The sequence below is a fragment of the Pannonibacter phragmitetus DSM 14782 genome (assembly GCF_000382365.1).
GTDB classification, from domain to species: domain Bacteria; phylum Pseudomonadota; class Alphaproteobacteria; order Rhizobiales; family Stappiaceae; genus Pannonibacter; species Pannonibacter phragmitetus.
In genome coordinates, this window is record NZ_KB908226.1 from 1 (window position 1) to 26,228 (window position 26,228).

20 protein-coding genes are annotated in these 26,228 nt (G+C 63.5%); 2 read left to right on the forward strand and 18 right to left on the reverse strand.

From position 1 onward, the window contains the following. The 4 genes from H163_RS0115510 to H163_RS23750 form a co-directional block, all read right to left on the reverse strand. Nucleotides 1–202: hypothetical protein (locus H163_RS0115510; protein ID WP_019965519.1), on the reverse strand; the 202-nt coding region annotated here is incomplete at its 3' end. 47 nt (nucleotides 203–249) lie between these two features. Next, a complete protein-coding gene (locus H163_RS22995; RefSeq protein ID WP_160118273.1) occupies nucleotides 250–6,432 on the reverse strand; it encodes a two-partner secretion domain-containing protein in 6,183 nt (2,060 codons plus the stop codon). Between the two features lie 61 nt (nucleotides 6,433–6,493). Continuing rightward, complete coding sequence (locus tag H163_RS0115520; protein ID WP_051105409.1) at nucleotides 6,494–8,257, reverse strand: ShlB/FhaC/HecB family hemolysin secretion/activation protein; 1,764 nt, start codon at nucleotides 8,255–8,257, stop codon at nucleotides 6,494–6,496. Then, entirely contained in the window at nucleotides 8,254–8,721 is a 468-nt protein-coding gene (locus H163_RS23750) for an invasion associated locus B family protein (RefSeq protein WP_051105410.1), read from the reverse strand. Before H163_RS23750 ends, H163_RS0115520 begins: the two co-directional genes overlap by 4 nt. A 282-nt stretch (nucleotides 8,722–9,003) precedes the next feature. On the opposite strand from H163_RS23750, the gene H163_RS24445 reads away from it, so the two are divergent. Then, a complete protein-coding gene (locus H163_RS24445) occupies nucleotides 9,004–9,276 on the forward strand; it encodes a hypothetical protein (protein ID WP_147290450.1) in 273 nt (90 codons plus the stop codon). Nucleotides 9,277–9,321: 45 nt separating this feature from the next. Here the strand turns inward: H163_RS24445 and H163_RS0115530 are convergent, their stop codons facing one another. The 8 genes from H163_RS0115530 to bglB form a co-directional block, all read right to left on the reverse strand. Next, a complete protein-coding gene (locus H163_RS0115530; RefSeq protein WP_019965523.1) occupies nucleotides 9,322–10,389 on the reverse strand; it encodes a Gfo/Idh/MocA family protein in 1,068 nt (355 codons plus the stop codon). Further along, entirely contained in the window at nucleotides 10,386–11,420 is a 1,035-nt protein-coding gene (locus H163_RS0115535; protein ID WP_019965524.1) for a Gfo/Idh/MocA family protein, read from the reverse strand. Before H163_RS0115535 ends, H163_RS0115530 begins: the two co-directional genes overlap by 4 nt. 130 nt (nucleotides 11,421–11,550) lie before the next feature. Continuing rightward, nucleotides 11,551–12,840 carry a Gfo/Idh/MocA family protein gene (locus H163_RS0115540; protein ID WP_026355916.1) on the reverse strand — a complete coding sequence of 430 codons (1,290 nt, stop codon included), beginning with the start codon at nucleotides 12,838–12,840 and terminating at the stop codon, nucleotides 11,551–11,553. Between the two features lie 103 nt (nucleotides 12,841–12,943). Beyond that, on the reverse strand, nucleotides 12,944–14,032 hold the full coding sequence (locus tag H163_RS0115545) for an ABC transporter ATP-binding protein (RefSeq protein WP_019965526.1): 1,089 nt from the start codon (nucleotides 14,030–14,032) through the stop codon (nucleotides 12,944–12,946). A 26-nt stretch (nucleotides 14,033–14,058) separates the two neighbouring features. Beyond that, on the reverse strand, nucleotides 14,059–14,847 hold the full coding sequence (locus H163_RS0115550) for a carbohydrate ABC transporter permease (RefSeq protein ID WP_244296245.1): 789 nt from the start codon (nucleotides 14,845–14,847) through the stop codon (nucleotides 14,059–14,061). Between the two features lie 109 nt (nucleotides 14,848–14,956). Continuing rightward, nucleotides 14,957–15,850 (reverse strand): carbohydrate ABC transporter permease, encoded by an 894-nt coding sequence (locus H163_RS0115555; RefSeq protein ID WP_019965528.1) that lies wholly within the window; start codon nucleotides 15,848–15,850, stop codon nucleotides 14,957–14,959. 72 nt (nucleotides 15,851–15,922) lie between these two features. After that, nucleotides 15,923–17,203: an ABC transporter substrate-binding protein gene (locus H163_RS0115560; RefSeq protein ID WP_026355918.1), complete on the reverse strand. Its 1,281-nt coding sequence runs from the start codon at nucleotides 17,201–17,203 to the stop codon at nucleotides 15,923–15,925. Between the two features lie 94 nt (nucleotides 17,204–17,297). Next, nucleotides 17,298–18,416, reverse strand: coding sequence for a beta-galactosidase BglB (gene bglB, locus H163_RS0115565; RefSeq protein WP_019965530.1), 1,119 nt, complete (start codon nucleotides 18,414–18,416; stop codon nucleotides 17,298–17,300). 217 nt (nucleotides 18,417–18,633) lie between these two features. Between bglB and kdgR the strand changes: the two genes are divergently transcribed. Then, nucleotides 18,634–19,455 (forward strand): DNA-binding transcriptional regulator KdgR, encoded by an 822-nt coding sequence (gene kdgR, locus H163_RS0115570; protein ID WP_019965531.1) that lies wholly within the window; start codon nucleotides 18,634–18,636, stop codon nucleotides 19,453–19,455. A 306-nt stretch (nucleotides 19,456–19,761) separates the two neighbouring features. Here the strand turns inward: kdgR and H163_RS0115575 are convergent, their stop codons facing one another. From H163_RS0115575 to rhaS, 6 genes are all read right to left on the reverse strand, one after another. Then, on the reverse strand, nucleotides 19,762–21,153 hold the full coding sequence (locus H163_RS0115575) for an FGGY-family carbohydrate kinase (protein WP_019965532.1): 1,392 nt from the start codon (nucleotides 21,151–21,153) through the stop codon (nucleotides 19,762–19,764). Between the two features lie 6 nt (nucleotides 21,154–21,159). Continuing rightward, nucleotides 21,160–21,474 (reverse strand): L-rhamnose mutarotase, encoded by a 315-nt coding sequence (gene rhaM / locus H163_RS0115580; protein WP_019965533.1) that lies wholly within the window; start codon nucleotides 21,472–21,474, stop codon nucleotides 21,160–21,162. Nucleotide 21,475: 1 nt separating this feature from the next. Next, a complete protein-coding gene (locus tag H163_RS0115585; protein WP_019965534.1) occupies nucleotides 21,476–22,516 on the reverse strand; it encodes an ABC transporter permease in 1,041 nt (346 codons plus the stop codon). Beyond that, nucleotides 22,513–23,496 (reverse strand): ABC transporter permease, encoded by a 984-nt coding sequence (locus H163_RS0115590; protein WP_019965535.1) that lies wholly within the window; start codon nucleotides 23,494–23,496, stop codon nucleotides 22,513–22,515. The genes H163_RS0115585 and H163_RS0115590 overlap by 4 nt, the downstream gene beginning before the upstream one ends. Beyond that, on the reverse strand, nucleotides 23,493–25,049 hold the full coding sequence (locus H163_RS0115595) for a sugar ABC transporter ATP-binding protein (RefSeq protein WP_019965536.1): 1,557 nt from the start codon (nucleotides 25,047–25,049) through the stop codon (nucleotides 23,493–23,495). The genes H163_RS0115590 and H163_RS0115595 overlap by 4 nt, the downstream gene beginning before the upstream one ends. Before the next feature lie 130 nt (nucleotides 25,050–25,179). Further along, the gene (gene rhaS / locus H163_RS0115600) at nucleotides 25,180–26,172 is read right to left on the reverse strand and encodes a rhamnose ABC transporter substrate-binding protein (RefSeq protein ID WP_019965537.1); all 993 of its coding nucleotides are present in this window, start codon (nucleotides 26,170–26,172) and stop codon (nucleotides 25,180–25,182) included. Nucleotides 26,173–26,228 lie beyond the last annotated feature (56 nt).

A 26,228-nucleotide genomic window follows, 5' to 3' on the forward strand; every position in this document is an offset into this window, starting at 1 on the left:
TGACGGCCTGCGCCTCTGGCCCCGCTCGTCGGCCAGCCTCCTCCCGGCACCAGCGGCGCAGCGTCTCGCTCGTGCAGCCGATCTTGCCAGCAATCGAGGTCAGCGCCGCCCACTCCGACGGGTAATCCCCACGATGCTCCGCCACCATCCGCACGGCACGGTCGCGAAACTCACCCGAAAACTTGTTCCTTGTAGCGCTCATCTCAGCTCCTTCTCACAAATAGGAGCCTCCTGGAAAGCCAGGACGGTTCACTTTCCATCATTGCCCTTTATCGTAAATACTCGCCCTCGTTCCGGTATCATGTCGATTACATAACTTGGAGCACGGTGATACGGATCATCTTTAAGAGCGCTGCCAACAGGCTGTGCACCGCTTATTTCTTGGGCGGCGTACTGTGCACGCAAGCGTTCAAACTGCGCAACATTCTGAGCTGGTCCCGCCCCACTCAACACCTCCTCAACCCGGCCGGTTTCCTTTGCCAGCTTGAAGCGCTTGAGCATGTTGATGGAGCTGGAGGGAAGGAAGACGGAGACGACGGCCGTGCCGCCCTTCAGCTGGTTCTGAAGGCGCGGGTCAAGCTCGTTCCAGCGCTTTGAAATCCGCTGGCCGGTGGCTTCGTCGATATAGACGACGGTGGCATCAACCGCCCCGCCAACGACTTCCAGAACCCCCAGCACAGCCACCGTCTGATCCGGATAGTTCTCCATCGCAAGGCTGACGCCCTGCTCCACTCCGTATGCCATCGCCTGGCTGAGCGGGTCATCACCGGCACCGATCCGGGCAAGCCCTTCCAGCGGGTCCCCTTCTCCGGCGCCGGCGACATAAGCTCCGGCAGCAATCATTCCCCAGACAATGAGGGGAATTGCGTTGTTTTCAGCAGCGTTGCCGCCTGTGTTGGCGCCCGTATCCACATCGCCGCCCGCAAGGGCTGCAGCAAGGCCGCCAGCCAGCCGGGCAACATCAACACCCTTGGCCCGGAAACGCTCGAAGTCGCTTTCCAGAAGCGCCCTGATCGCCATAGCTTCCTGGGCTGTCAGCGTCTGGCCGCGAAGGCTCTCGGCCTGCTCCAGCTTGTCCCGAACCCAATCCTGAAGCTGAATCTGCGCAACGAGTTCCCCTGCCACGCCGCCTGCGGCACCTCCAGCGCAGTCACCTGACTGGATCGCGCCCGTCGCACAGCCAAGCGCGGCATGGGCGATGAGCTGGGCCGAAGTGCCGATGTCACCGTTGAACTTCGCCTGGCCAATCTCTTCGGCTGCGACCTTGCCGACCATGTCCGCCGCAGCAAGGCGCAGGGCCGGCATGAGGTTGTCACCAAAGCCGCCGCCCTGAATAACAGTCTCAACGCTGGCGTTGACCGTTGCCTTGATGAGATTGCGCTGTGCCTCCCTCAGTATCCGGTCCGCTACCGGGGCCGTTCTGGGCAGAGACTGCCCAATCCCCGACACATCCATCAGATGCGCGGTGAGGCCTGCGGTGACCATGGAGGTGACGAGGCTGCGCAGGGTGGCGGAGGAGCCGAGTTCTTCGAGCGCGCCGCCGAGGTTGCCGCGGTTGTTGACGAGGGCGACGGCGGTTTTGTTGATGAGGGCCTGAACACCCGCCTGAAGCGCGGCTTCCAGCGCCACGTTGCCCGCAACGCCGAGGCTGGTGGCCAGCGAGGAGGAGAGCGAGGCGGTGAGGCCGCCGCTGCCTGCGGTGAGTGCGGTGGCGACCAGCGTCACCAGCGCTGCGCCTGCCTCCGTCAGCCCCTGTTCCTTGTAGTCCCACTGTTCGAAGCGGGTCTCAACCGCCTGCCAGTCCACCTTGCCGGCCAGCGCCGGATCGTCGCGAAGCTCCCCCACCCAGGAAAGCCCGGGCTGCGCGGCGAGCTGTTCGATGGAGGCTTCGAAGCTGCCGGTCTTGTGGTACTCGACGATGATGCCGTTGCCCGCGTCGATCTTCAGGCCGCCACCCGCCTCGATCTCCACGTGCGCAATTGTTTCACTCAGCTGGCCCTGATCGCGCGAGTTCCACCACAGCAGGTCTTCTTCACGCTTGCTGTCGTGGCGGTAGCTCTGGTCCGTCGTGGTGAGCAGCGCCACCTGGCCGTTTTTGGCCTCGATGCGGGTTTCCCCGCCGCTCTGCAGGCGGGCCGCCCCCAGCGCGATGTTGCCCTCGCGGCTGATGATGGCGATGTCCTCGCCGGCCGTGATGGTGGTGCGCCGGGTTTCGGTGCCTGCGGCCTGGCGGCGGATGTTGGTTTCCGTCCCCAGAAGGCCGCTGGTCTTGATATCCAGCTTCAGGTCGCGGGAGAACTGGTCCTGCACGGAGATGATGGCAAGGTTGCCGCCCGCATCCAGCGTCACCGTGCGGCGGGCTTCCAGCTCTGCGCCGGCAAGGGTCAGGTTGCCGCCGGCATCCACCAGCATGGCGCCGCCAGCGCTCAGTTCCGCCAGCGTGTGGGTCAGGCTGCTGGCCCGGTCATAGCCGCCCTTGATGGTGTCGTCGCGGTTGCGCTCCAGCTGCAGGGCGGAGATTTCCACTGCATCACCGGCGGTGAGGACGAGATCCTCCCCGGCGGCAAAGCGCCCGCCTTCGGACAGGATGGAGCCCGAGGCGTTGATCAGCAGATCGTTGCGCGCCTCGATGCGGCCCACCTGCTGGATGCGGTCGGCATAGCCGTTGAAATAGCTGTCGCGCTGCTTCAGCGTGTCATTGGCCACCATATCCGCGTTGATGACCACGGTGCCGCCAGAAACGGTGCCCGAGCGGTTGGCGAAGAGGCTGCCGGCATCGATGATGATGTCCGCCCCGGCAAAGAGGCTGCCGCCTTCGTTGACGGTGCTGAAATCGGTGTCGATGCGCAGGTCACCCGCCGTGGCGATGAGGCCCGAGTTGGCCACCCCGCCCGCAACCAGCGTGGTGTCCCCGCCGGCGCGGATCTGGGCCGAGGCCACCTGCGTGCTGTTGCGCAAGGCGGCCAGATACAGCCGGGGCACGAGCACGTCCTGCCCGTTGACGTTCCGCTTCTCCAGCCAGACGATATCGCGCGTCAGCGCGGCGGCCTGCTCCTTCGTCAGGGCAAGGCCCGGCGTCAACTGCAGGTCCCCCTGCACGGCAAGGGCATTGTCATAGAGCTGGCGCATCAACTCGATCGGGTCGAGGCCCGTGCCCAGATCCAGCGTGCCGGTCTGGTTGAAGATCTGCTCGCGGATCAGGCGGAACTCGGCATAGGCATCGCCAAAGCGCCGCTCGATGGCCGCAGGATCGTAGTTGCCCACGCGGGAGAGGAAATAGTCGGAACTCAGATATTTGCTGAGGTCGACAAACTCGGAGCGTGTTTCGATGAGGAACGGCGCATCCGGGCTCTGGGCCTGCTCGAAGGTTGCCTCGCGGCCGATGAGGCCGTCGATGCTGATGTCGAGGGATCCGGTTCCGGCAAAATCCCGCGCTGCCGTGCTGGCATCCACCAGCGCCGGATCCAGCGCCCGCTCGCCCGAGGCAAGGCCGATCTGGCCTGCGGCCTCCCGCACCGCGTTGTTGGTCAGGAAACCGGTGACATCCGCGTCCAGATCCCCGCCCGCCACGATGGTACCGAAGACCTGATCATAGGTGGAGGACTCGGTATCCGTGTCCGTCGTCGTCCAGTAGCGCGTCTTGCGGCTGAGGCAGATACCCAGGACGCGCCGGGCGCAGTAACGCTCGGAATGCTGGGTGACGGCTCTTGTCACCACGGTCTCGATCAGATCACGCCCCTCGTTGACCACGGTTGTGGCCGCCAGCGTCATGTCACCGCCAGAGGCAATCTGGCTGTAGCTGTTGGTCAGCGTATCCGTGCTGACGGTCAGCGTGCCACCCGCAAGGATCTGGCCTGCCGGGCCATTGGCCGTTGCCTTCTCGCGGGTCGTCTCCACCGTTGTGGTGGTGTTGCCGGAAGTGCTGGAGGTGCTCGTCGTCTCCGTGGTCACCACCAGCCCGTCGCGGCTGTTCGTGATGGTGCCGGCCGCCAGCGCCATGTTGCCGGAGACGGCCTCGATGGTGCCGGAGCGGTTATCGATGGCAGCCGCACGCGTGCTGCTGCGGCCAGCGATGGTCAGATTGCGTTCGGCCAGAATATCGGCAATGACATTCGTCAGCGTGCCGTCGAGCAGGATGGCCAGATCCGTGCCGCCATAGAGGAGGCCGGTGTTGTCGAGATTGCCCGAAAGCGCGAGGTCCAGCGCCCCGCCTGAAGAGCCGAGAGCCCCTACGTTGACAAGCGATGCCGCCTTGAGGCTGACGCCCGCGCCGCCATTCACCGAAGCGCCGGAGGCAACTGTTACCGCGCCTGCCAGTTCGCCGCTGATGCCCTCAAGCGTGAGAAGTCCGGCAGAGACCAGACGCCCGCCGAAGAGCGTTGCGCCATCGGTGGCAAGCGTCACCGGCCCTTGCACCAGGGTTTCGGTGCCAAGCTCCAGAGCTCCAGCGCTTGTGACGTTGAGCGCACCGGCATAGGCCACAAGGCTGCCCCGGCTGAGGAAGCTGCCTGCGTCCACCGTCACCGTGCCGCCGTTGATGGTGCCGGAGGAGGTGAGCGTGGTGCCGGAAGCGTCCAGCGTCAGCGCGCCGCCCGCAGCCATGATGCCGCTGCTTGACAGCGTACCGCCTGCCTTGATCAGGGCGCCGGAGGTGCTGGAAAGGGTGCCGGCATTTTCCAGCGCGCCAAGGCTCGTCACCTCAAGGCCATTTCCAGCCGCCGTGGACTGTCCGCCGATGATGCCGTCATTGCGGATGCTGGCAGCAGAAACGGTCACCTTGCCATCCGCCGCGACGACAGCGCCGCTGCCGGTGGTCAGTGCCCCGGTGGAGACGAGGCTCAGGGTGGAGGCGGAAACCGTGCGGCCGTTGACGGCCATGTTGCCTGCCGATGTCAGGCTGACGCCGCCGTTGGCCGAAACTTCGCCGTCCTGGCTCAGCGCACCCTCGGTGCTCGCCAGCGTGGCGCTGCCAAGGGCGGCAAGGCTGGCCGTGGACGTGAGGCTTGCGGCCTGCGCCAGCAGATTGCCGCCAGAGGCATAGCGGCCATTTTCCAGCGCCAGCGCCGCATCGGAGCGCAGGGCGATATCCCCGGCGGCGGTCACATTGGCGTTGAGCGCAGCGATCCGCTCTGCCGACAGGATCATGTCCCCGCGAGAGCGCAGGGCCGTCACCCCATCAGCCGAGGCGCGGTTGATTAGAAGCTCGTTGGCTGTGACAGACAGACGCCCTGCCCCGGCGAGCTGACCGGCACGGGCATCCACGGTGTCCGCCTCGACACTGAGCGTGCCGCTGGTGCCCTGCGTGCCATCGGCTGCGGTCCCGGAGGCGGCAAGCGCGCCTTCGCCCAGCGTGACTGCGCCGCCCTTCAGCGCCACATCGCCCGTGGCTGCCACCAGCGCGCCATCGCGCAGCGCAACGCCCTTCAGCCCCTCAAGGACAATGGCTTCATCGGAGAAGAGCGTGCTCGTCACCTCCACCACATCGCGGGTGGAGCGGGCGGAAATCGTCTGCGTGGCCCGTGCCTTGCCGAGTGTCAGCTTGCCATCGGCGGAAAGCGACATGGCCCCGGCATTGGCCGCCATCTGGCCCGACATGCGCACGCCCGCGCCCTGATCGGTGGAGATGACCTTGATCTTGCCCGCATACATGCCGCCCAGCAGGGAGGAGTCGATGGCAATGCCCGGCTCCTCGCCATCGCTGCCCAGCGGCGTCACGAGGCCGGAGGCGTAGTCATAGGCGTTGCGGCCTGCGATGAGGTTCAGCTCGCCGCCCGACAGCACGGGCCCGTTGACGGAGATGCGGCGCGATACGATGTCGAACACCGAAACGCCGCCAAGATTGGCGCCCTTTTCGCCGATCAGCACATCGCCGCGCTCGACGCGGAAGCCCGTCAGCCGGCCATCGGCGCCGATTTCCGGCAGGCCTGTTGTCAGCGTGGTGCGGGGCGTGTTGAGGAAGCCGCAGCCGTTGCAGGTAACGCCATTGGGGTTGGCGATGATCACATCGGCCTGCGCGCCATGAACCTCCACCATGCCTTCCAGCAGGGAGCGGCTGGTGCCGGTGACCTCGTTGAGGATGACGCTGGCAGGGCCGGAGGTGGCAAGGTTCGGGTTGCCAGGCACAACGCCGCCCAGCTGCGACAGGCCCACATCCTGATTGTTGTTGTTGAGGATCAGGCCCGGCGTGCCGACGTTGAAGCTGTCGTATTTGTTATGCGACAGGCCGGCATCATTGGGGGTGACGATGTTGACCATCGGCACGCCATTAGGCGCAACGCCAGCCTCCTGCGCGCGCAAAGCGATGGGCTGGATGACGATCAGCGCACTCAGCGTGCTGGCCAGCAGCCTGCGGCCGAAACCCTGCAGGACTGAAACGGTCTTCGTACCCAGACCTGTAACGGTCCGGCGGAAACGGCTTGCGCGTTGGGCCATCTTGGTCATCCGTTCAAATGTTCAGCCATGGCCCCTCAAGGGGTCATGGGAGATCCAGTCGTCAGAAGGAAATCGCCACCCGCCCCAGGAAAAGGCCTGAGGAGGGTTTCTGGGCGGCCGGCAAATCCGGCTCGATCAGCAAATCACTGTAGGAAATATCGAAACTCACGCGGCCGCTGCGGTTGCGCAGGCCAACGGCAGCGCCCAGCATGCTGCCGGACACGCCATTGCCCTTCCCGGCAGCCAGGGTGCGGCCAAAATCGACCGCCACATAGGGTTCAACCCGCCCCAGAAACCGGGCCAGCTGCGCATGTTCGGGAGCCGGCAGAAGCAGCGACACTTCATTGCGCCAGACGTAGCCCCGGTCGCCATAAAGCACGCTGTCGCGCACACCGCGCACGGTGTAGTAACCGCCGGTGGCAATCTGCTCGGAGCCGAACAGCCGCTCGCTGGACCACTGTCCGGTCGCGTTGGAATTGAACAGCAGGTTCGCCTCACCCACCGGAAAGGCGCGGAAATAACCAAGCGAAGCAGTAACCTTGTTAAACTGGGCGCGCGGCGTGCCGGGCGCTGCCCATTTGTCGCGGACGGCCCCCAGCGCATCAAGGCCACGGTTATAGGCAACGGACGCACTGGCCTGTCCGCCGAGAAACTGGCGCGAATGGCCCAGCTCGAAGGTGCCGATGGCCAGCACGCGGCTGGACACGTCGATGCGGTTGCCGAGGATGAAGTTCTCGGTTTCCTTCCAGGTCAGGCGGCTTGTGGCCCAGGTCTTGGAGGTCTGATCCCGGTGCAGCACCCGCGACACATAAGGCGAGAGGGAGCGCGAGCCGCCCGAGGTGTCGATCTGGGAGAACTGCCCCTCGATGTTGGAGCGGTAATTACTCCAGCTGCCATTGAGGCCAGCCGTCCAATAGCCGAAGGGCACGGAGACGGCGCCGTTCAGCGTGTTGCTGTCCGGGCGCTTGGGCGAAATGAACAGCGGGTGCCGGTCCATGGAGCGCTGGAAGCCGAAGCTCCACTGGTCATTGATGCCGAACACATTGTCGAGGCCAAGGTCCACGCGGCTCTGATAGATGCCGGTTGCCTCGGAGCCCAGATTGTCCGCACCATAGCTCAGCGCCCAGAACTGCCCGCGCTCGATGGCGACCGCCAGCACGCTGTCGCCCAGCTCTGCGCCCGGCTCCAGCGTGATCGTGGCCGTGCTGGAATTCACCCGGTTGATCTGGTCCAGCCCCTGCTCCACATCGCGCAGGTTCAGCGGCTTGCCCTTCATGCCGGGAAAGGCGGTGACGAGACGGCCGGTGCCAATCTGCTCGCCCTTGAGCACCACGTCCTCAAGCTGGCCTTCCACGATCTCGACCCGGAGGGCTCCGGTCGAAAGATCCTGTTCCGGCAGATAGGCGCGCGAGGCGATGTAGCCGCGCGTGAGATAAAGCTGCGTCAGGTCTTCCAGAACGCCATTCAGTTCGGCAAGGCCCAGACAGCGGCCCTGCCACTTGGCAGTCACGGCATTGATGCGGGTCTGCGGCACCAGAGTGGCGCCGGTCACGCTGATGGTCTGAACATCCACGCAGGTGCCGCCCGGCGGCGGCCCGGCGTCACGCGGAGTATCGAGAACTGCGCCCGACGGCGCGCGGCGCTGGGTCTCCAGGCTTTCAGCCTCGAAAAGCCGTTGCTGCTCGGAGAAACGGCGCTGGATTTCCTCGGCCTGACGTGCGGCCTGATCGGCAGCGCTCTGCGCAAGGGCAGGCCCGGCGAAGCCAAGGCCGGTGACGGAGGCCAGCAGCAGCGGGCGCAGAGGCAAGCGGGAAAGACCCCTCATCCGCCCTCTCCTGCCGCACCGTCCGGCACCTTGCCCGAGGCCAGCGCCTCAAAGCCCTTGGTGAAGCCGGCGAGGGAGAAAGACACCTTCACCGCCCGGCCATTCAGCAGGCGGAAATAGGCCGTGCCATCGGACGCCTTCTGCATCTGGCCGATCATGCCCTTGTCCAGCGGCACAACGGCAAAGCAGCCCAGATGATTGCAGTTGCGGTAACGGAACAGTGCCGGCTTGCCCTGCCCGGCCTGCAGGCCGAAATCAGACGGCAGGTCCACGTCCAGCGGGGTCAGCACCACCAGCACCCAGTCCGCCTTGCCGGACCTGTCGGCAGCCTTGGAAACAGCGAGCGTCAGCAGCTCAACAGGCTGGCCCTCATGCTCCACCATCAGCGGCTGCACCAGTTCGCAAGGGTTGCCGCTCTCCGCCCCAACGCATTTCAGCAGCCAATCCCCGAATTGCCCGGACACGGGCTGGCCTGGAGCCGCACTGTCCTGAGCGCGGGACGCAAAATACCCTCCAGAAACATTAAGAATTAAGACTGCAAAAAGAACAAACTGAGCGTATTTCAGAAATCTTGAAAAAGAAAAACCGCGAGAAAACAGCGCATATCCGGATTTGAAGACCCGCGAAATACAGGCACCGGAATTCACAACCTCATTTCCATTAAAGGTATAGATAGCACCCGCCAAATCAATGCTCCATACAACCTGCCATATCAGGTTTTATACGTAGCAAACCTGGACCTAAATGTGACCTTGATCACATTCTTTTCGCTTCAGATGACATTGGCAAAAATGCTTAAACTTCAGAAACATATGCAATCAGGGAGCCGTCCGCCTGACGCTGTGCAATTTTCGGAGAGCCTGAACCAAGGCAACAATGAGGCAAAACGGCAGGCCGAAGCGCGTCCGCAGCCTGCCTTGCCGGCGCAGAAGCGCCACAACTCATCCCGATTCCCGATGAGCTTGGCTCGTCGGAAATTGGTTAAGCGTGTGCGGCGCCTGAGCAACTTCAAGACGTGATGCGTCAGCATCGAAAGCCTTGGCATCACTTACTGAACAGCCCGTTCAGGGCTGCCAGCCGCCATAGAGCGGATGATCTGAGGACAGCGGCAGCCTGACCAGTCCTTCCCCCCGCGCCGAAGCATAGAGCGCCGTCATCAGCTCCACCGAATGGCGCGCTTCGGCAAGACTGGGCAGATAAAGGTCCGGCTGGCCGCTGAGCCTTGCGTGAATGTCGGCAAGCTGCCCGGCATAGCGCAGCGGCGGTTCGGCGGCGGCGGCCACTACGGCATCGATTTCCGCCTGACGGGCCGGATCCGTGGCCTCGAACGTCCAGGGACCGGCGCCGATCTGATAGGGATGCGTGCCGGATGTCGCGGTCACATGCTCGAAACAGGCGCGGAAGCGGGAGGTGTTTCCAGAAGCGCCAAGCGTAACCGACGAGGTCACCAGTGCCCCACTTTCAAGCCGCAGGATGATGGCGGCGCAGTCTTCCGTTTCAATCGGGTTCACCCGCGTCTCGAGGAAGGCCGCCACCTCCTGCACGTCACCCATGAGGAAAGTGGCAAGGTTGTGGGCATGGCAGGCATGGCTGACGATGACGCCGCCCATCTCGCCCGCCCAGGTGCCGCGCCATACCGGGGCATAATAGTCCGCCCCGCGCTGCCAGTGGGTCTCGATGGACAGCGTATAGGCCTTGCCCAGCAGCCCCGCCTGCTTCAGCGCATGCACAGCCCTGTAGCCAGCGCCATAGCGGTACTGGAACACCGGGAACACATGACGGCCAGAACGCTCCGCCGCTGCGATGATCTCGTCCGCCTCACGCAGGGAACCGGTCAGCGGCTTTTCGCAGATGGCATGCTTGCCAGCTTCAAGCACTGCCAGCGTCACCGCATGATGCAGGCGCGGCGGCAGGCAGATAGCGGCAATCTCCACCTCCGGATCCGCCAGCACTTCGGCTATGTCCGTCACCGCCTTGCAACCCGGCACGGCGCTGGCTGCCTCTTCCGCCCGCGCCCTGTCCAGATCGCAGACATAGAGCAGGCGGTAGTGATCCGGCAGAGCGGCGATGGCCAGCGCATGCGCCTTGCCGATGCCTGCCCCCAGAACGGCAATACCGATGGGACGGCTCATTCTGCTGTCTCCCCCTGCCCTGCCGCTTCCGCCATCTGCTGTGCTGTCAGGGCCAGTTCCGTTGCCAGAAAGGCGTGCGCCTGCGGCATCGCACTTTCGCCCCGCGTCAGGATGTCCGCGCAGAGCGCCGCGAAATAGGGCTTTCCGGCGCCTTCGGCATTGAGATAGTGCGTGCCGCTGCGGTCCGACAGGAACACGTGATCCTTGCCCGGACGGCCCGCGATATCGATGTATTTGCGCAGCTCGATGAAGCCTTCGGTGCCCAGAATGGTGATGCGTCCATCACCCCAGACCGGCAGGCCATCCGGCGTCAGCCAGTCCACACGCGCATAGCCGCGCCCGCCGTTCCCTTCCAGCAGCACTTCGCCGAAGTCCTGAAAGCCGGGCCGCTCGGCATTGGCCACATTGCCCGCATGGGCACTGACCACCCTTGCAGTGGTGGAGCCGGTGAAGAACAGGAACTGGTCGAACTGATGCGCGCAGATATCCGTAAGGATGCCGCCGGAGCGCTCACGGGCCCAGAACCAGTCCGGGCGCGTTGGCCCATTCAGCCGGTGGGGGCCAAGGCCAACGGTCTGCACCACCTTGCCGATCCGCCCTTCGGCGATCAATTGCCCGGCCAGCGTGGCGCTCTCTACCTGCAGGCGCTCGGAAAAGCAGACGGACCAGATCCGCCCCGTCTCCGCCTGCACCTGCCGGATCTGCGCCAATTGCTCCAGCGAGGTGCAGCCCGGCTTGTCTACCATCACGTCCTTGCAGTGGCGCATGGCCGCAATGGCGATCCGCGCCCGGTCCGCATTCACCGCCGCGCTCAGAATGATATCAAGGCTGCCATCCTCCAGAACGGCAGCCTCCTCGCACTGCGGCACGTCAGGAAACAGGCTGCGGAAGGCGGCGCGCTCTGCGTCGCCTGTTTCCACTCCGGTGCTCCAGGCAACGATCTGTGCACCCGCCGCCCGCATGCATGCGGCCATGCCGAGAATATGGCCATGGTCAACGCCGATGACGCCAACCCGGATCGCCCGTTCCATGACGGCCTCCCTATCTGTCTTGCGGTCTGATACCAACTCTCGATGAGCTCGCCTCATCGAGAGTTGGTTAAGCCTGTGCGGCGCTTGAGCAATTTCAAGGCGTGATGCGTCAGCATCGAAAGCCTTGGTATTAAAGCTTGATGCCGCGGGCCCGCAGCATGGTGGGAATGTTCACGGCGGAGCCGGTCTCGATGGACATGTTTGCGGCAATGCCGGTCAGGATCGACCAGCCGCCCGCCACATGGTCGGATGCACGGCCAAAGCGGTCGGGCTCCATGCCTTCGGGATCGAAGATATAGCCCAGCATCACGGGATCAGCGCCGCCGTGGTGGCCTTCGCCGTGCGGCACCTCCAGCAGGCGCGGATGCTCTCCGGCCAGATGCAGCTCGGTCGTCACTGCATCCCCGCCCGCATGGGCGCGCTCGCCGCCGAAGACGCCATGCACTTCCACATGCCGGTGGGTGATGTCGCCCTTCGTGCCCTGGAACTTGATCTCCAGCCCCTCCCATGGGGAATAGGCGGTCAGGGTGTAATTGGCCGTCACGCCGGAAGCATAGCGGATGTGGGCCTGCATCGTGTCCTCGATGCCGATATCCGCATCAAAGACGCAGCGGTCACGGTAATAGCCATCCTCATCCTCCGCCTCGCGGTAGAGGCTGCGCAGGTTTTCGTCCCCGTCCATATCCAGCTCGAAATCGCAGGACGAGGCGACGGCACAGTCCGCGCAGCGGGCACCGCGCCCGCCAAGCCCCAGTTCCTGCGCCATTTCCGGCCGGTAGAAGGCGCGCCGTCCCGAGGCAAACACATCCACCGGCACGGAAGCCAGCCACCAGTTCAGCAGATCGAAATGATGAGTGGACTTGTGCACCAGCAGCCCGCCGGAATTTTCCTTCTGCCGATGCCAGCGGCGGAAATAGTCAGCCCCGTGCACCCGGTCGAGATGCCAGCGGAAATCGACCGCCGTCACCGTGCCGATGGCGCCCGACATGATCAGCTCCTTGATCTGCGTGCGGGCCGGCGAATAGCGGTAGTTGAAGGTGACCATTACCTTGCGGCCCGTGCGGGCCTGCGCGTCGAGGATCATCTTCAGCCGCGTCAGATCAATGGTAAGCGGCTTCTCGCAGATCACATCGCACCCCGCCTCGAAGGCGCGGACGATGTAGTCGCTGTGCAGGAAATCCGGCGTTGCCACCACCACAGTGTCCGGCTTCTGCTCGGTGATCAGCCGGTCGAAATCCCCCGCCAGATAGGTCGCAACCCCGTTGGTGCCGGGCTGCGAGGCGGCTTCCGCCGCAAGCCGCAGCCGGTGGCCGTTGCTGTCGCACAGGGCGACGATCTCATGCTTGTCCGAGTAATCCTCGACAACGGAATCGCGGAACATCTTGTGCCGCGACCCGCATCCTACGATGGCTATCTTCACTGGTTCTGGCTCTCGTTATGCCAAGGCTCGGAGATGCTGACGCATCGCACCTTGAAATTGCTCATGCGCCGCAAGGGCTTGACCGGCACTCAATGAGACAAGCTCATTGAGTGTTGGCATTGGCAGCCCCGGTGCGCTGGCCCGAGGCATCGAAGTAATGAAGGTCTGACGGATCGAAGCCGACCGGCACCATATCTCCGGCGCGGAAGGCGCGGCGGCTGGAATCGCTGACCAGCAGCATCTGGCCATTCGCCAGCGCCACATGCAGCAGCGTCTCGCTGCCAAGATACTCGACAAGGCGAAGGCTACCCTGCCCCTGAACTTCGCCTTCACCGATGCGCATGGCTTCCGGACGGATGCCGAGCGTCAGCTTTGTGTCGCTGGTGGCCAGCTGCGGAATGGTAAAGCGGCCAAAGCCCTCCACATCCGCCGCAGACGCACCATCAACGGCAGAATGGCTGGCCGACATCAGGTTGATCTTGGGCGAGCCGATGAAACCGGCGACAAAGAGATTGCGGGGCTTTGTGTAAAGCTCCTGCGGCGTGCCAACCTGCTCGATCTTGCCGCCGCGCAGCACGACGATGCGGCTGGCCATGGTCATGGCTTCCACCTGGTCGTGGGTCACGTAGATCATCGTGGTACCCAGCCGGTTGTAGAGCGCGGCAAGCTCCGCGCGCATCTGCACGCGAAGCTCAGCGTCGAGGTTCGACAGCGGTTCGTCGAAGAGGAAGAGTTTCGGCTCACGCACAATGGCACGGCCGATGGCCACACGCTGCTTCTGCCCGCCGGACAGCTGGCGCGGCTTTCGCTCCATCAGCGCCTCGATCTGCAGGATACGCGCCGCCTCCGCCACGCGCCGGGCCACTTCCGCTTTCGGCACATTGAAATTCTGCAGGCCGAAAGCGAGGTTCTTGGCGACTGTCATGTGCGGGTAGAGCGCGTAGCTCTGGAACACCATCGACAGCTCGCGCTTAGAGGCGGGCAGATCATTGACGATGGTGCTGCCGATGGAAATCGTGCCCTCTGAGATATCCTCAAGCCCGGCAATCATGCGCAGCAGGGTGGACTTGCCGCAGCCCGATGGGCCGACGAGCACCAGAAATTCCCCGTCCACCACGTCGAGATCAAGCCCCTTGATGATGCTGAGCTTGCCGTAGCTCTTGCCGACGTTGCGAAGTGTCAATCCAGCCATAGTTATGTTCCTTTGGAGCACTGCTCTCACTTCATTCCGGAGGTCGCGATGCCGCGCACGATCAGCTTCTGGAAGGCCACGAAGAAGATCAGCACCGGCACGAGCGAGAGCACCGACATGGCAAACATCTGTCCGTAGAGGGACTGGCCCTCCTGATCGAGGAACAGGCGAAGCGCCAGCGGCACGGTGTAGCTCTTGATGTCATTGAGGTAGATGAGCGGGGCGAGGAAATCCTCCCACACCCAGATCAGCGAGAAGATCGCTGCCGTTGCCATGGCCGGCAGCGACAGGGGCAGGATGATGGCCCAGTAGATCTTGAAAGGCGAACAGCCGTCGATCATCGCCGCCTCGTCCAGTTCCCGCGGCAACTGGCGGAAGAACTGCACCATCAGGAAGATGAAGAAGCCATCTGCCGCCAGGAAGCGCGGCACCACCAGCGGCAGGTAGGTGTCCACCCAGCCGAGATTGAGGAACAGCACATACTGCGGGATCAGCACCACGTGATAGGGGATCATCAGCGTCATCATCATCAGCGCGAAGAAGAAGCTGCGCCCCGTGAACTGCAGCCGCGCAAAGGCATAGGCAGCAAAGGAGCAGGAGATCAGGTTGCCGATGACCGACAGCACCGTGACGATGGTGGAGTTGATGTAGAAGGTGGTGAAGGACAGCGGCAGGGCAAACCAGCCCTTGGTGTAATTGTCGAACTGGAAGTTCGACGGCCATAGCGAGAGATTGCCGAAAATCTCGTTTTCCGGCTTCAGCGAGGAGGCCGTCAGCCAGAACAACGGATAGAGCATCACCACCGAAAACAGCATCAGGAACAGATGCTTCAGGTAACGGCCGTTGCGCTCGCGCCGGTCGCGCTTGAGACGCAGCTCATGGGCGATGCGTGCGGCTTCATCGGCCTCGATGGCCTTGTCCAGGTCAGTCGCGGTCGTTGTCATAGTGCACCCAGTATTTCGAGGTGAAGAAGGCAAGCGCCGTGAAGGCCGCAATGATCAGCAGCAGCACCCAGGCCAGAGCCGAGGCATAGCCCATGCGGAAGAATTTGAAGGCTTCGTTGAACAGATAGACCGTGAAGAACAGCAGGCTGTCCGCCGGCGCCCCGACACCGTTCGAAATGATGAAGGCGCTGGAGAAGGTCTTGAAGGCATCAATCGTCTGGAGGACCAGATTGAAGAAGATGACCGGTGCCAGCAGCGGCAGCGTGATGCGGGTGAACTGGCGCCATTTCGGCGTGCCGTCAATTTCCGCCGCCTCATAGAGATCCCTTGGAATGCCGCGCAAGCCAGCCAGGAAGATCAGCATCGGCGACCCGAACTGCCAGACGGCCAGCGCCACCAGCGTGTAGAGCGAGGTCTTCGGATTGGTGATCCAGTCCGTCCCGGAAATGCCGAAGAAGCCCAGCACCTCGTTGACGACGCCAGAGGCCGCAAACAGCTCGCGCCAGAGAATGGCGATGGCAACGGAGGCCCCGAGCAGAGAAGGCAGATAGAAAATCGCACGGTAGAGCCCGATGGTCCGCAGCCCCTTGTCCAGCAGCATCGCCACCGCCAGCGCAAAGGCCAGACGGGCCGGAACGGCCAGAACAACGTAGGTGAACGTCACCTCCAGTGCCTTCCAGAACCGGCGGTCGCGGCTGAACATGTAATCATAGTTGGCAAGGCCGACCCAGCGCGGATCACTCACCATGTCGTATTTGGTGAAGGACAGGTAGAGCGACACAAGGATCGGCCCGAGGGCCAGAAGGAAGAAGCCAAGCAGCCACGGAGACAGGAACAGATATCCGGGCGCATTGCGGGCGAGGAACCGTTTCATGAAAGGCAGGCCTTGTTTGCAGGCATCCGCCCCGCCGGCTGGCAGGGCGGATGAATCCAGGCAATGCGCGTATCAGCGTGCGCGTTCGATGATCGACTGGGCGTCGTCGATGAACTCCGCACCGGCATCGGCAGGCGTCTGGGTGCCGAGGATCACATTCGAAGCCGTACGCATGAAAGCATCCCGCACCTCGCCTGCGCCCTTGGGCTGCGGCATCGGCAGCGGGCCGACCTTGTCCTGAATCGCCGTGAAGTAATCGACCGTGCGCTTCTCGATGGAGCTGAAGGACGGGGCCAGCGCCTCGCGCACCTTCGGCGAGCACGGAATGCCACGCTCGAGGCCGAGAATGCCGGTGATCTCCGGATCATTCACCCAGTCGTTCATGTATGCCATGGCTGCATCCACATCCTTGGCATCGCGCGACAGGGACAGGAACATGGACGGCTTGATGAACTGCCCCGGCTTGCCGCCCGGCAGGTGCGGCAGCATGGCAGGGCCTGCCTCGTCCTGCATCAGATCCTGCACACCGACGATCTGGTTCGACCAGATCAGCGACATGGCCGTATCGCCCTTGACGACACCGCGCTCAGCCAGCGCCGGATCGAGCATCAGCGCCCGGTCCTTCGGGGCAACGGCATCGGCCTTGCGCAGGTCATCCCAGAACTGGAAGAAGGAAGCGGCATCTTCGGCCGTCGCCGCCACGTTGCCCTCGTTGTCATAGAACTCGCGGCCGCGCTGGCGCACCCAGGCTTCCAGATATTCGATGTAGGTCGAGAAATCATCCGTGCCCTTGACCCTGCCCCCGGACGCCTTGGTGATGGCAGCCGCAATCTTGGCAAAGTCCTCGTGCGTCCAGCTCAGAGGATCAAACTCGATGCGCGCATCCTTGAAGACCTGCGCGTTGTAGACAACCATCTGCGAGTTCGAGCCGATGTTCAGCGCATAGAGCTTGCCGTCCACCTTGCCGCCTTCCAGCGGACCCTGATCGAAACCATCGAGCATCAGCGTCTTGCCGATGTGGTCATCCAGCGGCTGCAGCGCACCGCGGCCGACATATTCAAACAGGAAGCGGTGATCCATCTGCACCAGATCGGCCATGTTGCGGCCGGCGGTCTGGGTGGCCATCTTGGTCCAGTAGTCGCCCCAGCCGATGGTTTCGCCCGAAACGGTGATGCCCGGATGCTTCTTCTGGAAGGCCTCGATCACGGCGAAGGTGCGCTTGTCGCGCTCCGGATTGCCCCACCAGTAATGGCGGATCGTACGGCTCTGGGCGAGGGCTGCACCGCCCGGCATGGCGGCGGCAAGCGCGGCAAGACCCATTCCCCCAAGGACGGTTCTGCGTGTGACAGTCATTCTGGTCTCCTCCCTGTTCGGCCCGGAACCTCCATTCCGCGGCCTTTGTGCTCCGGCAGGGCTCCTCTCCCTGCCGCATTCCCCCGCAGCCCTGTCAGATGTAGCTGCGCAAAAGCTCCGTCAGGCACAGCATGGCCATCGCCTGCCCGTAAGGCATCGAGGTCAGCTTGATCTCACGATAGAAATCGAGGTCGTGGCCCATGGCGGTGCCAAAGGACACCTGCTGAAGCTCACCATCTTCGCTGATGTTTGCAACAACACCGCGCATGGCACGCTCGGCCACCTCAAGGTATTCGCCCGGCAGGTAACGCTTGCGCACGCCCTTCATCAGGCCATAGGCAAAGCCCGCCGTGGCTGAGGCTTCCACATAGCTTGACGGGTCGTCCAGCAGCGTGTGCCACAGGCCGCTTTCATGCTGGTACTGTTTCAGCGCCGCCGCCTGACGGCCCAGCACCGACAGGAGATGGCGGCGCAGCGCATCGCCTTCCTTCAGGTCCAGCATCTCGATGAACTCAGGGATAGCAATGGTGATCCAGCTGTTGCCACGCGCCCAGAGGGCACGGGCAAAGTTGTGATTGCCATCAAAGCTCCAGCCGTGGAACCAGAGCCCGCTTTGCGTGTCCATCAGATACTGGATATGCAGAAGGAACTGGTACTTCGCCTCCTCCACATACTCCGGACGGCCCAGCACAAGCCCGGTCTTGGCCAGCGGCAGCACGCTCATCATCAGCGTGTCATCCCACATCTGCTGGTCGTTGACGCTGTTGTAGACAATGTGCTGCAACCCGCCCTCGCGGGTGCGCGGCATCTCGTGCATCACCCATTCGGCCCAGGTTTCCAGATAGGGCACCCACTGCGGGTTGGGCTCCAGCTCATGCAGCCAGGCAAGAGTGAGGAAAGGGGCAACCGTGTTGATGTTCTTGGTCGGCGTGCCTTCCGCCAGCCGCGCCGAGAACCAGTCCCGGATGATGCGCATCGCACCGGCATTGCCGGTCAGCTGCCAATAGCGGAACAGGCCGTAAAGCCCGATGCCGTGAGTCCATTCCCAACCGGCCCAACCCTTGGTATCAATGACGCGGCCATCTTCGAGGCGGAGCAGGAATTCACCCGTCTTGTCCTCGATGTTGATAAGGTTCCCGGTCAGCCGGTCGATGAGGCCGCAGACCTCGTCCCGGGTGACAAACCTCTCCTTCTGCCGCAACAGCGGATGCATGCGCGATCTCCTCCCAGATACCGCTTGAAATTTTTTCGGAACGCAGTTCCGTAATTGTCAGGCAATCACAATCCCGCAACCTTGGCAATCACTTAAACCGATTTAATCGTCATTTTTACACGCCTGCATAATCTTTATTCATGCCCTGCACACGGCAGCTTGACAGACAGGAATTCAAATTTCAGAATGACGTTTCAAAAAATACTGAACGAGAAAAATGCCCGACAGCAAGTCCAAGGCTTCTTCCAGAGCCGAGCCCAAAACCGAAAATGCCGCTGCGGTCCTCAAGGTTTTCGCCGTGCTGGAGGCATTGGTTGACGAGCGGCAGGCCAGCCTTGCCGTCATCGCCCAGCGGGCCATGACCTCCAAGACCACGGCGCACCGGCTTTTGCAGACCATGGTTGACCTTGGTTACGCCGAGCAGGACGGCGACACGGAGAAATACCGCCTCACCCTCAAGCTCTTCAGCCTCGGCGCCCGGTCCCTGAACGAGGAATCGGATCTGATCCGCATCGCCGACAAGGTGATGGGCCGGCTGTCCCGGGCGACAGGCGAATGCATCAATCTCGGCGTCTTGGACGACCGGGAGCAGCGTGTCGCCTACATCCACAAGTACGATTCCTTCTACAACCTCTCCACCCAGTCCACCCTCGGCCGCCGCAATCCGCTGCACAGCACCTCTCTGGGCAAGGCCCTGCTGGCCTGGCGCAGCGACGAGGAAATCCGCGAACGGCTCAACGGACTGGACATGCCCAAGCTTGCCCCGCGCACCATCACGGATGCGGAAAGCCTGTTTGCCGCCATTCTTCAGGTCCGGGCGCAGGGTTTTGCCGAAGAAATCGAGGAAAGCGAGGCCGGCGTGCGCTGCATGGCCATTCCGGTTCTGGACCATCTGGGCCGCTCCATCGCCGCCATCAGCATTTCCTTCCCGCTGTTCCGCTTCGATGAAACCCGCAAGGCCGAATACGCAGGCCTCCTCAAATCCGCCTCCCGCGAGGCCTCCACCGCACTGGGCTGCCCGCCGGACAAGCTGGTGTGATACCGTCCGGAGCGTGGCCGTGTTTGCATCGAACGGCAAGGAGAAGGAAGGCCGTCCTATAGCCTCGGCGCCCCTCTCCCCCCTTGAGGGGGAGATGTCTGCGATAGCAGACAGAGGGGGGTAGCAGCGCTTCACCATGGCCTTAACTTTCATTCAAACGGACAGTCCGTTACCCCCCTCTGCCCCCTGCCGGGGGCATCTCCCCCTCAAGGGGGGAGAAGAACTGGAGCCTGACTGGCAGTCCGGAAAGACATCACTCCGCCAGGAGGAGGGCTGAGAAGAAGACGCTTGTCCCACGCCCTCAGTTCACCCCTCAGCCACAGCCCGCCGCCACGCAGCGGCGTAGGCGGCAAGACCGTCTTCCGGTATGACAGCCGCCGCCTCATCCTGCACCGTGCCTTCCCCGTCCCGTCCTTCATCACCCGCCAGCAGCAGCGCTGCGCCGATGCTGGTGCCGGTGACGGAGCCATCGCCCACCTGCACCTTGCGGGCGGTGGCCGCTTGCAGCATGGCGAGGTAAAGCCGGTTGGCGGCAAACGGCCCTTCCACAATCACCGGCCCCTGCCCACCGGTCATGGCAAGGCATTCCGCCGTCACGAGCGCCAGATAGAAAGACACCGCCGCGTAGCGCTGGCCATCAGACAGACCGGCCTCGTCCACGCTCCAGCTGTGCGTCCGGCCCTGAAACGGGCCGGAGCGCGGTTCGACAGCGGGCAACAGAAGGATGGAACGGTCCAGAACCTGCTGCACATCAGCATCCGTGCTGGCTCTGTCATGCCCCTCCATCATCAGATCAAACTCGCGCCCGCCCATGAAGCGGGCCGAAGGCACGGCCCCGCCAAGCGCGTTGACATTGACCAGCGTGTCGCGGGCCGGATCGAGCATTTTCGCAGCCGCGCCAACACTCAGCGAAATCACCCAGGTGCCGGTCGAAACAACAGAAAAAGCTCCCTGCCGGGCCAGAAGATGCGGATAGAGCGAGGCGTTGCTGTCATGGATGCCGCAGGCAACCGGAATGCCCTCCGGCAGCCCTGCCCGTTCCGCCACATCCGGCAGCAGCGGGCCCAGCACGTCCCCAGCCTTGCGCACCGGCGCCATGCGGCCCTCAAGGCCAAGCCGTGACACCAGCGGCGAAAACACACCCTCGAACGGGTTCCACAGATCCGTATGGCAACCCAGTGACGTGACCTCACAGGCGGCAAAGCCCGTCAGGCGATAGGTCCAGTATTGCGGGTAGGTGAGAACCTGCGCGGTGCGCTCCCGCAGGCCCTCTTGCGTTTCCAGCAGCCAGTGAAGCTGCGCCCCCAGATTGAGCCCCATGGACAGGCGCGGCGAGCCGGTCTGTGCAAAGCCGGGCCGCAGGGCATCGTACTGGCTGGCGAGATCATCCGGGCCGGTAAATTCATAGTCGAGCACAGGTGTGGCCAGCTTGCCGGAGGCATCCAGAAGCACGGCTGAGGCGCCATGGGTGGTGACGCTGATGCCGTCGATCCGGTGCTCCGCCGCCAGTTCCTTCAGGCTTTCCAGAAAGAAGCTCCAGAGCCCTTCCACATCGAAATGCGGATAGGGCCCGTCCGTCAGCACAAGGTTCGGCCGCCGCCGCACGCCCAGCTCCTGCCGGCACACGATGTCCACCACCGCCACCTTGGCGTTGGTCTTGCCGATGTCGATCACCGCGATGTTGCGCAAGCTGGTCATGCCGGGTCAGTCCATGTGGAAGACGGTTTCGAGCGCAATCGCCACCGGCTCGTTGTCCGGCTTCGTTTCCATGATATCGGCCATATGCGCCCACCAGCGCTGCATCACCGGCGACGCCGGAAGGCTTGCCACCTTCTCGGCGCTCTCGCGCCACATCACGGCGAAGAGGATATTCGTCTCCCGGTCGAGATGGATGGAGTAGTCGCGGATGCCGGCTTCCTTCAGCAGGGCGGACAGCTCCGGCCAGATCTCGTCATGCCGGCGGCGGTATTCGGCCTCCATGCCGGGATTGAGCTTCATCTTGAAGGCATATTTCTCCATCTCACGCTCCCTTGCGGCGCTGCAGGATCTGGCGGGCAAGGCGCGGCAGGGCGATGACGCCGATCAGCAGCAGGCCGGTGAAGATCGACATGACGATGCCCGGCACGTTGAGAAGACCGAGACCGAAGGTGACGAGCCCCATCACCAGCGCCGCGATGACGACCCCGGCGATGCTGCCTGCTCCGCCCAGAATGCTGACCCCGCCCAGCACCACCATGGTCACCACCTCCAGTTCCATGCCCGAGGCAATGGACGGGCGCGTCGCGCCGAGCCGCGAGGTGAGGCACACGGCGGCAACGCCGGACATGAGGCCGGTGAGCAGGAACAGGGCAAACTTCACCCGCGCCACCCGGATGCCGGAAAAGAGCGCCGCCACCGGATTGTTGCCGATGGCATAGACCGCCCGGCCGAAGGTGGTGGCATGCAGCAGCAGGCCGAAGAGAACAGCCAGAATGGCAAAGAGCACCAGCTCGAAGGAGATCACCCACCAGACATAGCCCTGCCCGAACCAGGCGAAGGACACCGGATAGCCGGTAAAGGCCTTGTCGCCCAGCACGATATAGGAGATGCCGCGGAAGAGGCTCATGGTGCCGATGGTGACGACAATCGACGGCAGGCCCAGACCCGTGACAAGTGCGCCGTTCACCACCCCGCACAGCAGCCCGACACCGAGGCCGATGGCCACCAGCGTGGGCGTGTCGGCCCCCATCTGCACCGCATAGCCCATGGCGGTGGAAGACAGCGCGATGATGGCGGCGACCGACAGGTCAATCTCGCCGGAGATGATCAGCAGCGCCATGGCAAAGGCGATCATCGCCTTTTCGGTGAAGTTGAACGTGGCATCCGACAGGTTCCACGGATCAAGGAAATAGGGAGAGGCCAGCGCATTCAGAATGAAGATGGCCACCGCCACACCGAAGAGCATCAGCTCCCAGCTTGTCGCAATCCGCTGCAACGGGCTGCGCAGCCGGTCGGGAATCTGCCGCCCGCCGCCGGGCGCCCCGGAACCAGAGCCGGGCGTTTGAAGGGAAACGGATGTCATGCCGTATGCTCCGCCGCTTTCAGGATGACCCGGCCCTTCGGCCGGTTCTGGGTAACATTGACCGCCACTGCAATCAGGATGGCCGAGCCGGAGATGGCGAGCTGCCAGAAGGGCGAGACATTGACCACCGGCAGTGCGTTCTTGATGATGCCGAGGAACAGCGCCCCCAGCACCGCGCCTGCCACGCTGCCCGCGCCGCCGGCGATGGAAATGCCGCCGATGACGCAGGCCGCCACCACATCCAATTCAAAGCCTGCGGCAATATCCACATAAGCGACCGCATAGCGCGCAACCCAAAGATAGCCGGTGAGCCCCGCCAGCGCGCCGGAGAGCACGAAGGCAGCGCATTGGGTGCGGCCCGTATCGATGCCCGCATATTGCGCCGCATGCGGATTGCCGCCCACCGCATGGAAGGCCCGGCCCAGCGCCGTGCGGGTGACCAGAACGGCAAAGCCGGTGACAACCGCAATCGCTATCCAGGACAGTACCGGCAGGCCCAGAACCACCGTGCGCGGAAAGGCCTTGAAGGCATCGCTCATCTGATGCGCGTTGATCCAGCGCCCTTCGGAAATGAGGAAGATGATGCCCCGGAAGATGGTCATCGTGCCCAGCGTCACCACGATTGGCGGGATTGACAGGCGCCAGACCAGCAGCCCGTTGATCAGCCCGAGCCCGCCTCCCAGCGTGATGGACAGGAGGATGATCAGAGGCACCGGCAGATCCGGCATCATGGTGTTGACCAGCGCCGCCACCATGCCCGTGAGCGCCAGGTTGGCCGCCACCGACAGGTCGATGCAACGGGTCAGGATCACCGCCATCTGCCCCAGCGCCAGAATGATCAGCGGTGCGGTGTCATTGAACACGCTGGCAAGATTGCCGGGCGCGACAAAGCCTGGAAAGCGCGAGGCGATCAGCCCGGTCAGCGCCACCATTGCGCCTGCCAGCACCAGCTCGCGGCCATGGGAAAGACGGATGCTCATGCGTGGCCCTCCTCGATCCCGGCAGCGGCCCGGACCAGATTTTCCGGCGTCATCGCCTCTCCCTCGAATTCGGCGGCAATCCGCCCTTCGCGCATCACGATCACCCGGTCGGACATGCCCAGCACCTCCGGAATCTCGGACGAGACGAGAATGACCGCGAGCCCTTCGGCCGCCAGTTCCGCCATGAACTCATGCACCGCCGCCTTTGAGCCAATGTCGATGCCCTTGGTCGGCTCGTCCAGAATGATGACGCGGGGCCGGGTCGCCAGCCATTTGGCGATGATCACCTTCTGCTGGTTGCCGCCCGAGAGGAGGCCGATATCCTGATCGAGCGCAGCAGCCCTCAGGTCCAGCCGGCGGGTGTAGTCCCGCGCCAGCGCAAACTCTTCCGCCATCTTCAGAAAACCCTTGCGGGAAACGGCCTGCAAAGACGGCAAGGTCACGTTCTGATAGATCGGCAGGCCCTTCACCGCCCCCTGCTTGCCCCGGTCCTCCGGCACATAGACGATGCCCTGCCGGATGGCCGCATTGGGGGAGCGGATCACCGCCACCTCGCCATCAATGCGGATCGCGCCCTTGGACGGTTTCGTGATGCCGAACAACGCCTGCATGAACTCGCTGCGCCCGGCCCCGACAAGGCCGTAGAAGCCTAGGATTTCACCGGCACGCAGGGTGAAGTTGATGTCCTCGAACTCGGTCGGATGAGCATAGCCCACCACCTTCAGCAGTTCATCGCCCAGCTTCGGGGTGCGCTTGGGGAACACCTGATCCACCGGGCGGCCCACCATCATGCGCACAAGATCGCCCTCGCGCACATCGCGGATATGCCCTGCGCCCACCAATTCCCCGTCACGGAATACGGTGTAACGGTCAGCCACGCGGAAGATTTCATCGAACTTGTGGCTGATGAAGAGGATGGCCTTTCCTTCCGCCTTCAGCCGGTCCACCAGCTCGTAGGTTTCCTCGATTTCCTTGTGCGACAGTGCCGCCGTCGGCTCGTCCATGATGACGACGCGGGCGTCAATTGACAGCGCCCGGGCAATGGCCACCAGATGGCGGCTGGCGATGCCGAGGTCCTTCAGCTGCACGTCCGGTTCAATCTGTGCGCCGATCCGCTCCAGCAGGCGCCGCGCCTCCTGGCGCATCTTGCGCCAGTCGATGAGGCCGAAGCGGCTGCGCGGGGCATGGCCGATGAAGATGTTCTCTGCCACAGTCAGCTCGTCAAAGAGCACGGTTTCCTGATGGATCGCCGTCACTCCGGCCTTTGCGGCCGCCTCAGCTGCGGGAAAGGCCACCGGCTGGCCGTCCACGCGGATCTCGCCCGCATCCGGCTGGTAGATGCCGGTCAGAACCTTGACGATGGTGGACTTGCCCGCACCATTTTCCCCGATCAGCGCCGTCACCTGCCCCGGATAGAGATCCAGCGACACGCCCGACAGCGCCTTGACGCCCGGAAAGGACTTGGAAATGCCGGTCAGCGAAAGAACCGGATGGTCCTTTACGCTGGCCGGGTGCAAGGCGGCACCCGGCTGATCCGGGAAGTTGGCAAGCATGGCAATGCCCCGGTTATGCCGGGACGTGCAATCCCGGCGTCATGTGTGATGTTTCATCAGGGTCGCGGACGGTGCCCGGCCAATCACACAGCGTGTCACGGGCCGGGCACATGTTGAGGCCTGGGAGGTCTCAGAAAATGTCCTTGAAGGCATCGATGTTGGAGCTGTCATAGACAAACGGATCTGCCATCGCGCCCGTGTTGCTGTCATCCAGCTTCAGCGTGCCCATGCGGCCCATCGGAATTTGCGCGCCGGGCTTGGCTTCGGCCTTGCCGGTGGCAAGGTTGTAGGACAGCACCGTGGCGGCATAGCCGAGGTCGATCGGGTTCCAGATGGCGAAGGACTTGGAGGCACCCGACTTGATGTGACCGGCCATTTCGGACGGCAGGCCGAGACCCGTCACATTGACCTGACCAGCCTTGCCCGCATCGGTGACAGCCTGCGCCGCCGCAACGATGCCGACGGAGGTCGGGGCAATGATCGCCTTCAGGTTCGGATAGGTCTGCATCAGGCCCTGGGCCTCACGGTAGGACTTGTCGGCAAGGTCATCGCCATAGACGGTGGCCACCACATTGATGCCCTTGTATTTGTCCTTGACCTTGTTCATCTCCTCGATCCAGATGTTCTGGTTCGTCGCCGTGGCAGAGGCCGACAGAACGGCCACATCACCACCCTCCGGCAGGTGATCTGCCGCCAGCTTGATGATCATGTTGCCGATCAGCGGATTGGACGAGGGGTTGAGATGCAGCTGGCGGCCTTCCGGCGCCACGCCCGAGTCCCACGAAATCACGGTGATGCCGCGGTCCATCGCCTTCTTCAGGGCCGGAACCAGCGCGTCCTGATCATTGGCCGAGATGGCAATCGCATCCACCTTCTGGGCGATCAGTGCATTGATCACCTCGATCTGGCCTTCAGCCGTGGTGCCGGTCGGGCCAGTGTAGATGATCTCCACATCGCCCAGTTCCTTGGCAGCTTCCTGCGCGCCCTTGTTGGCCGCCTCGAAGAAGCCGATGCCCAGCGCCTTCACCACCAGCGCAATGCGCTTGGTTTCGGCATGGGCCGGAGCGGAGAATGCGAGCGCGGCAACAGCAGTCGCCGCCAGAAGCGTCTTCATGAATGTCATTGTCTTCCTCCCAGTCATTCCACCGGCTGTTCCTCCCGCCGGTCAGAAATCTTTGT

Coding starts and splice junctions, on each gene's coding strand:
- H163_RS22995 (WP_160118273.1), bottom strand. CDS start 6,432: ATGGCCCAACGCGCAAGCCGTTTCCGCCGGACCGTTACAGGTCTGGGT.
- H163_RS0115520 (WP_051105409.1), bottom strand. CDS start 8,257: ATGAGGGGTCTTTCCCGCTTGCCTCTGCGCCCGCTGCTGCTGGCCTCC.
- H163_RS0115530 (WP_019965523.1), bottom strand. CDS start 10,389: ATGAGCCGTCCCATCGGTATTGCCGTTCTGGGGGCAGGCATCGGCAAG.
- H163_RS0115535 (WP_019965524.1), bottom strand. CDS start 11,420: ATGGAACGGGCGATCCGGGTTGGCGTCATCGGCGTTGACCATGGCCAT.
- H163_RS0115545 (WP_019965526.1), bottom strand. CDS start 14,032: ATGGCTGGATTGACACTTCGCAACGTCGGCAAGAGCTACGGCAAGCTC.
- H163_RS0115550 (WP_244296245.1), bottom strand. CDS start 14,847: ATGCTGTTTTCGGTGGTGATGCTCTATCCGTTGTTCTGGCTGACGGCC.
- H163_RS0115555 (WP_019965528.1), bottom strand. CDS start 15,850: ATGAAACGGTTCCTCGCCCGCAATGCGCCCGGATATCTGTTCCTGTCT.
- H163_RS0115560 (WP_026355918.1), bottom strand. CDS start 17,203: ATGACTGTCACACGCAGAACCGTCCTTGGGGGAATGGGTCTTGCCGCG.
- bglB (WP_019965530.1), bottom strand. CDS start 18,416: ATGCATCCGCTGTTGCGGCAGAAGGAGAGGTTTGTCACCCGGGACGAG.
- kdgR (WP_019965531.1), top strand. CDS start 18,634: ATGCCCGACAGCAAGTCCAAGGCTTCTTCCAGAGCCGAGCCCAAAACC.
- H163_RS0115575 (WP_019965532.1), bottom strand. CDS start 21,153: ATGACCAGCTTGCGCAACATCGCGGTGATCGACATCGGCAAGACCAAC.
- rhaM (WP_019965533.1), bottom strand. CDS start 21,474: ATGGAGAAATATGCCTTCAAGATGAAGCTCAATCCCGGCATGGAGGCC.
- H163_RS0115585 (WP_019965534.1), bottom strand. CDS start 22,516: ATGACATCCGTTTCCCTTCAAACGCCCGGCTCTGGTTCCGGGGCGCCC.
- H163_RS0115590 (WP_019965535.1), bottom strand. CDS start 23,496: ATGAGCATCCGTCTTTCCCATGGCCGCGAGCTGGTGCTGGCAGGCGCA.
- H163_RS0115595 (WP_019965536.1), bottom strand. CDS start 25,049: ATGCTTGCCAACTTCCCGGATCAGCCGGGTGCCGCCTTGCACCCGGCC.
- rhaS (WP_019965537.1), bottom strand. CDS start 26,172: ATGACATTCATGAAGACGCTTCTGGCGGCGACTGCTGTTGCCGCGCTC.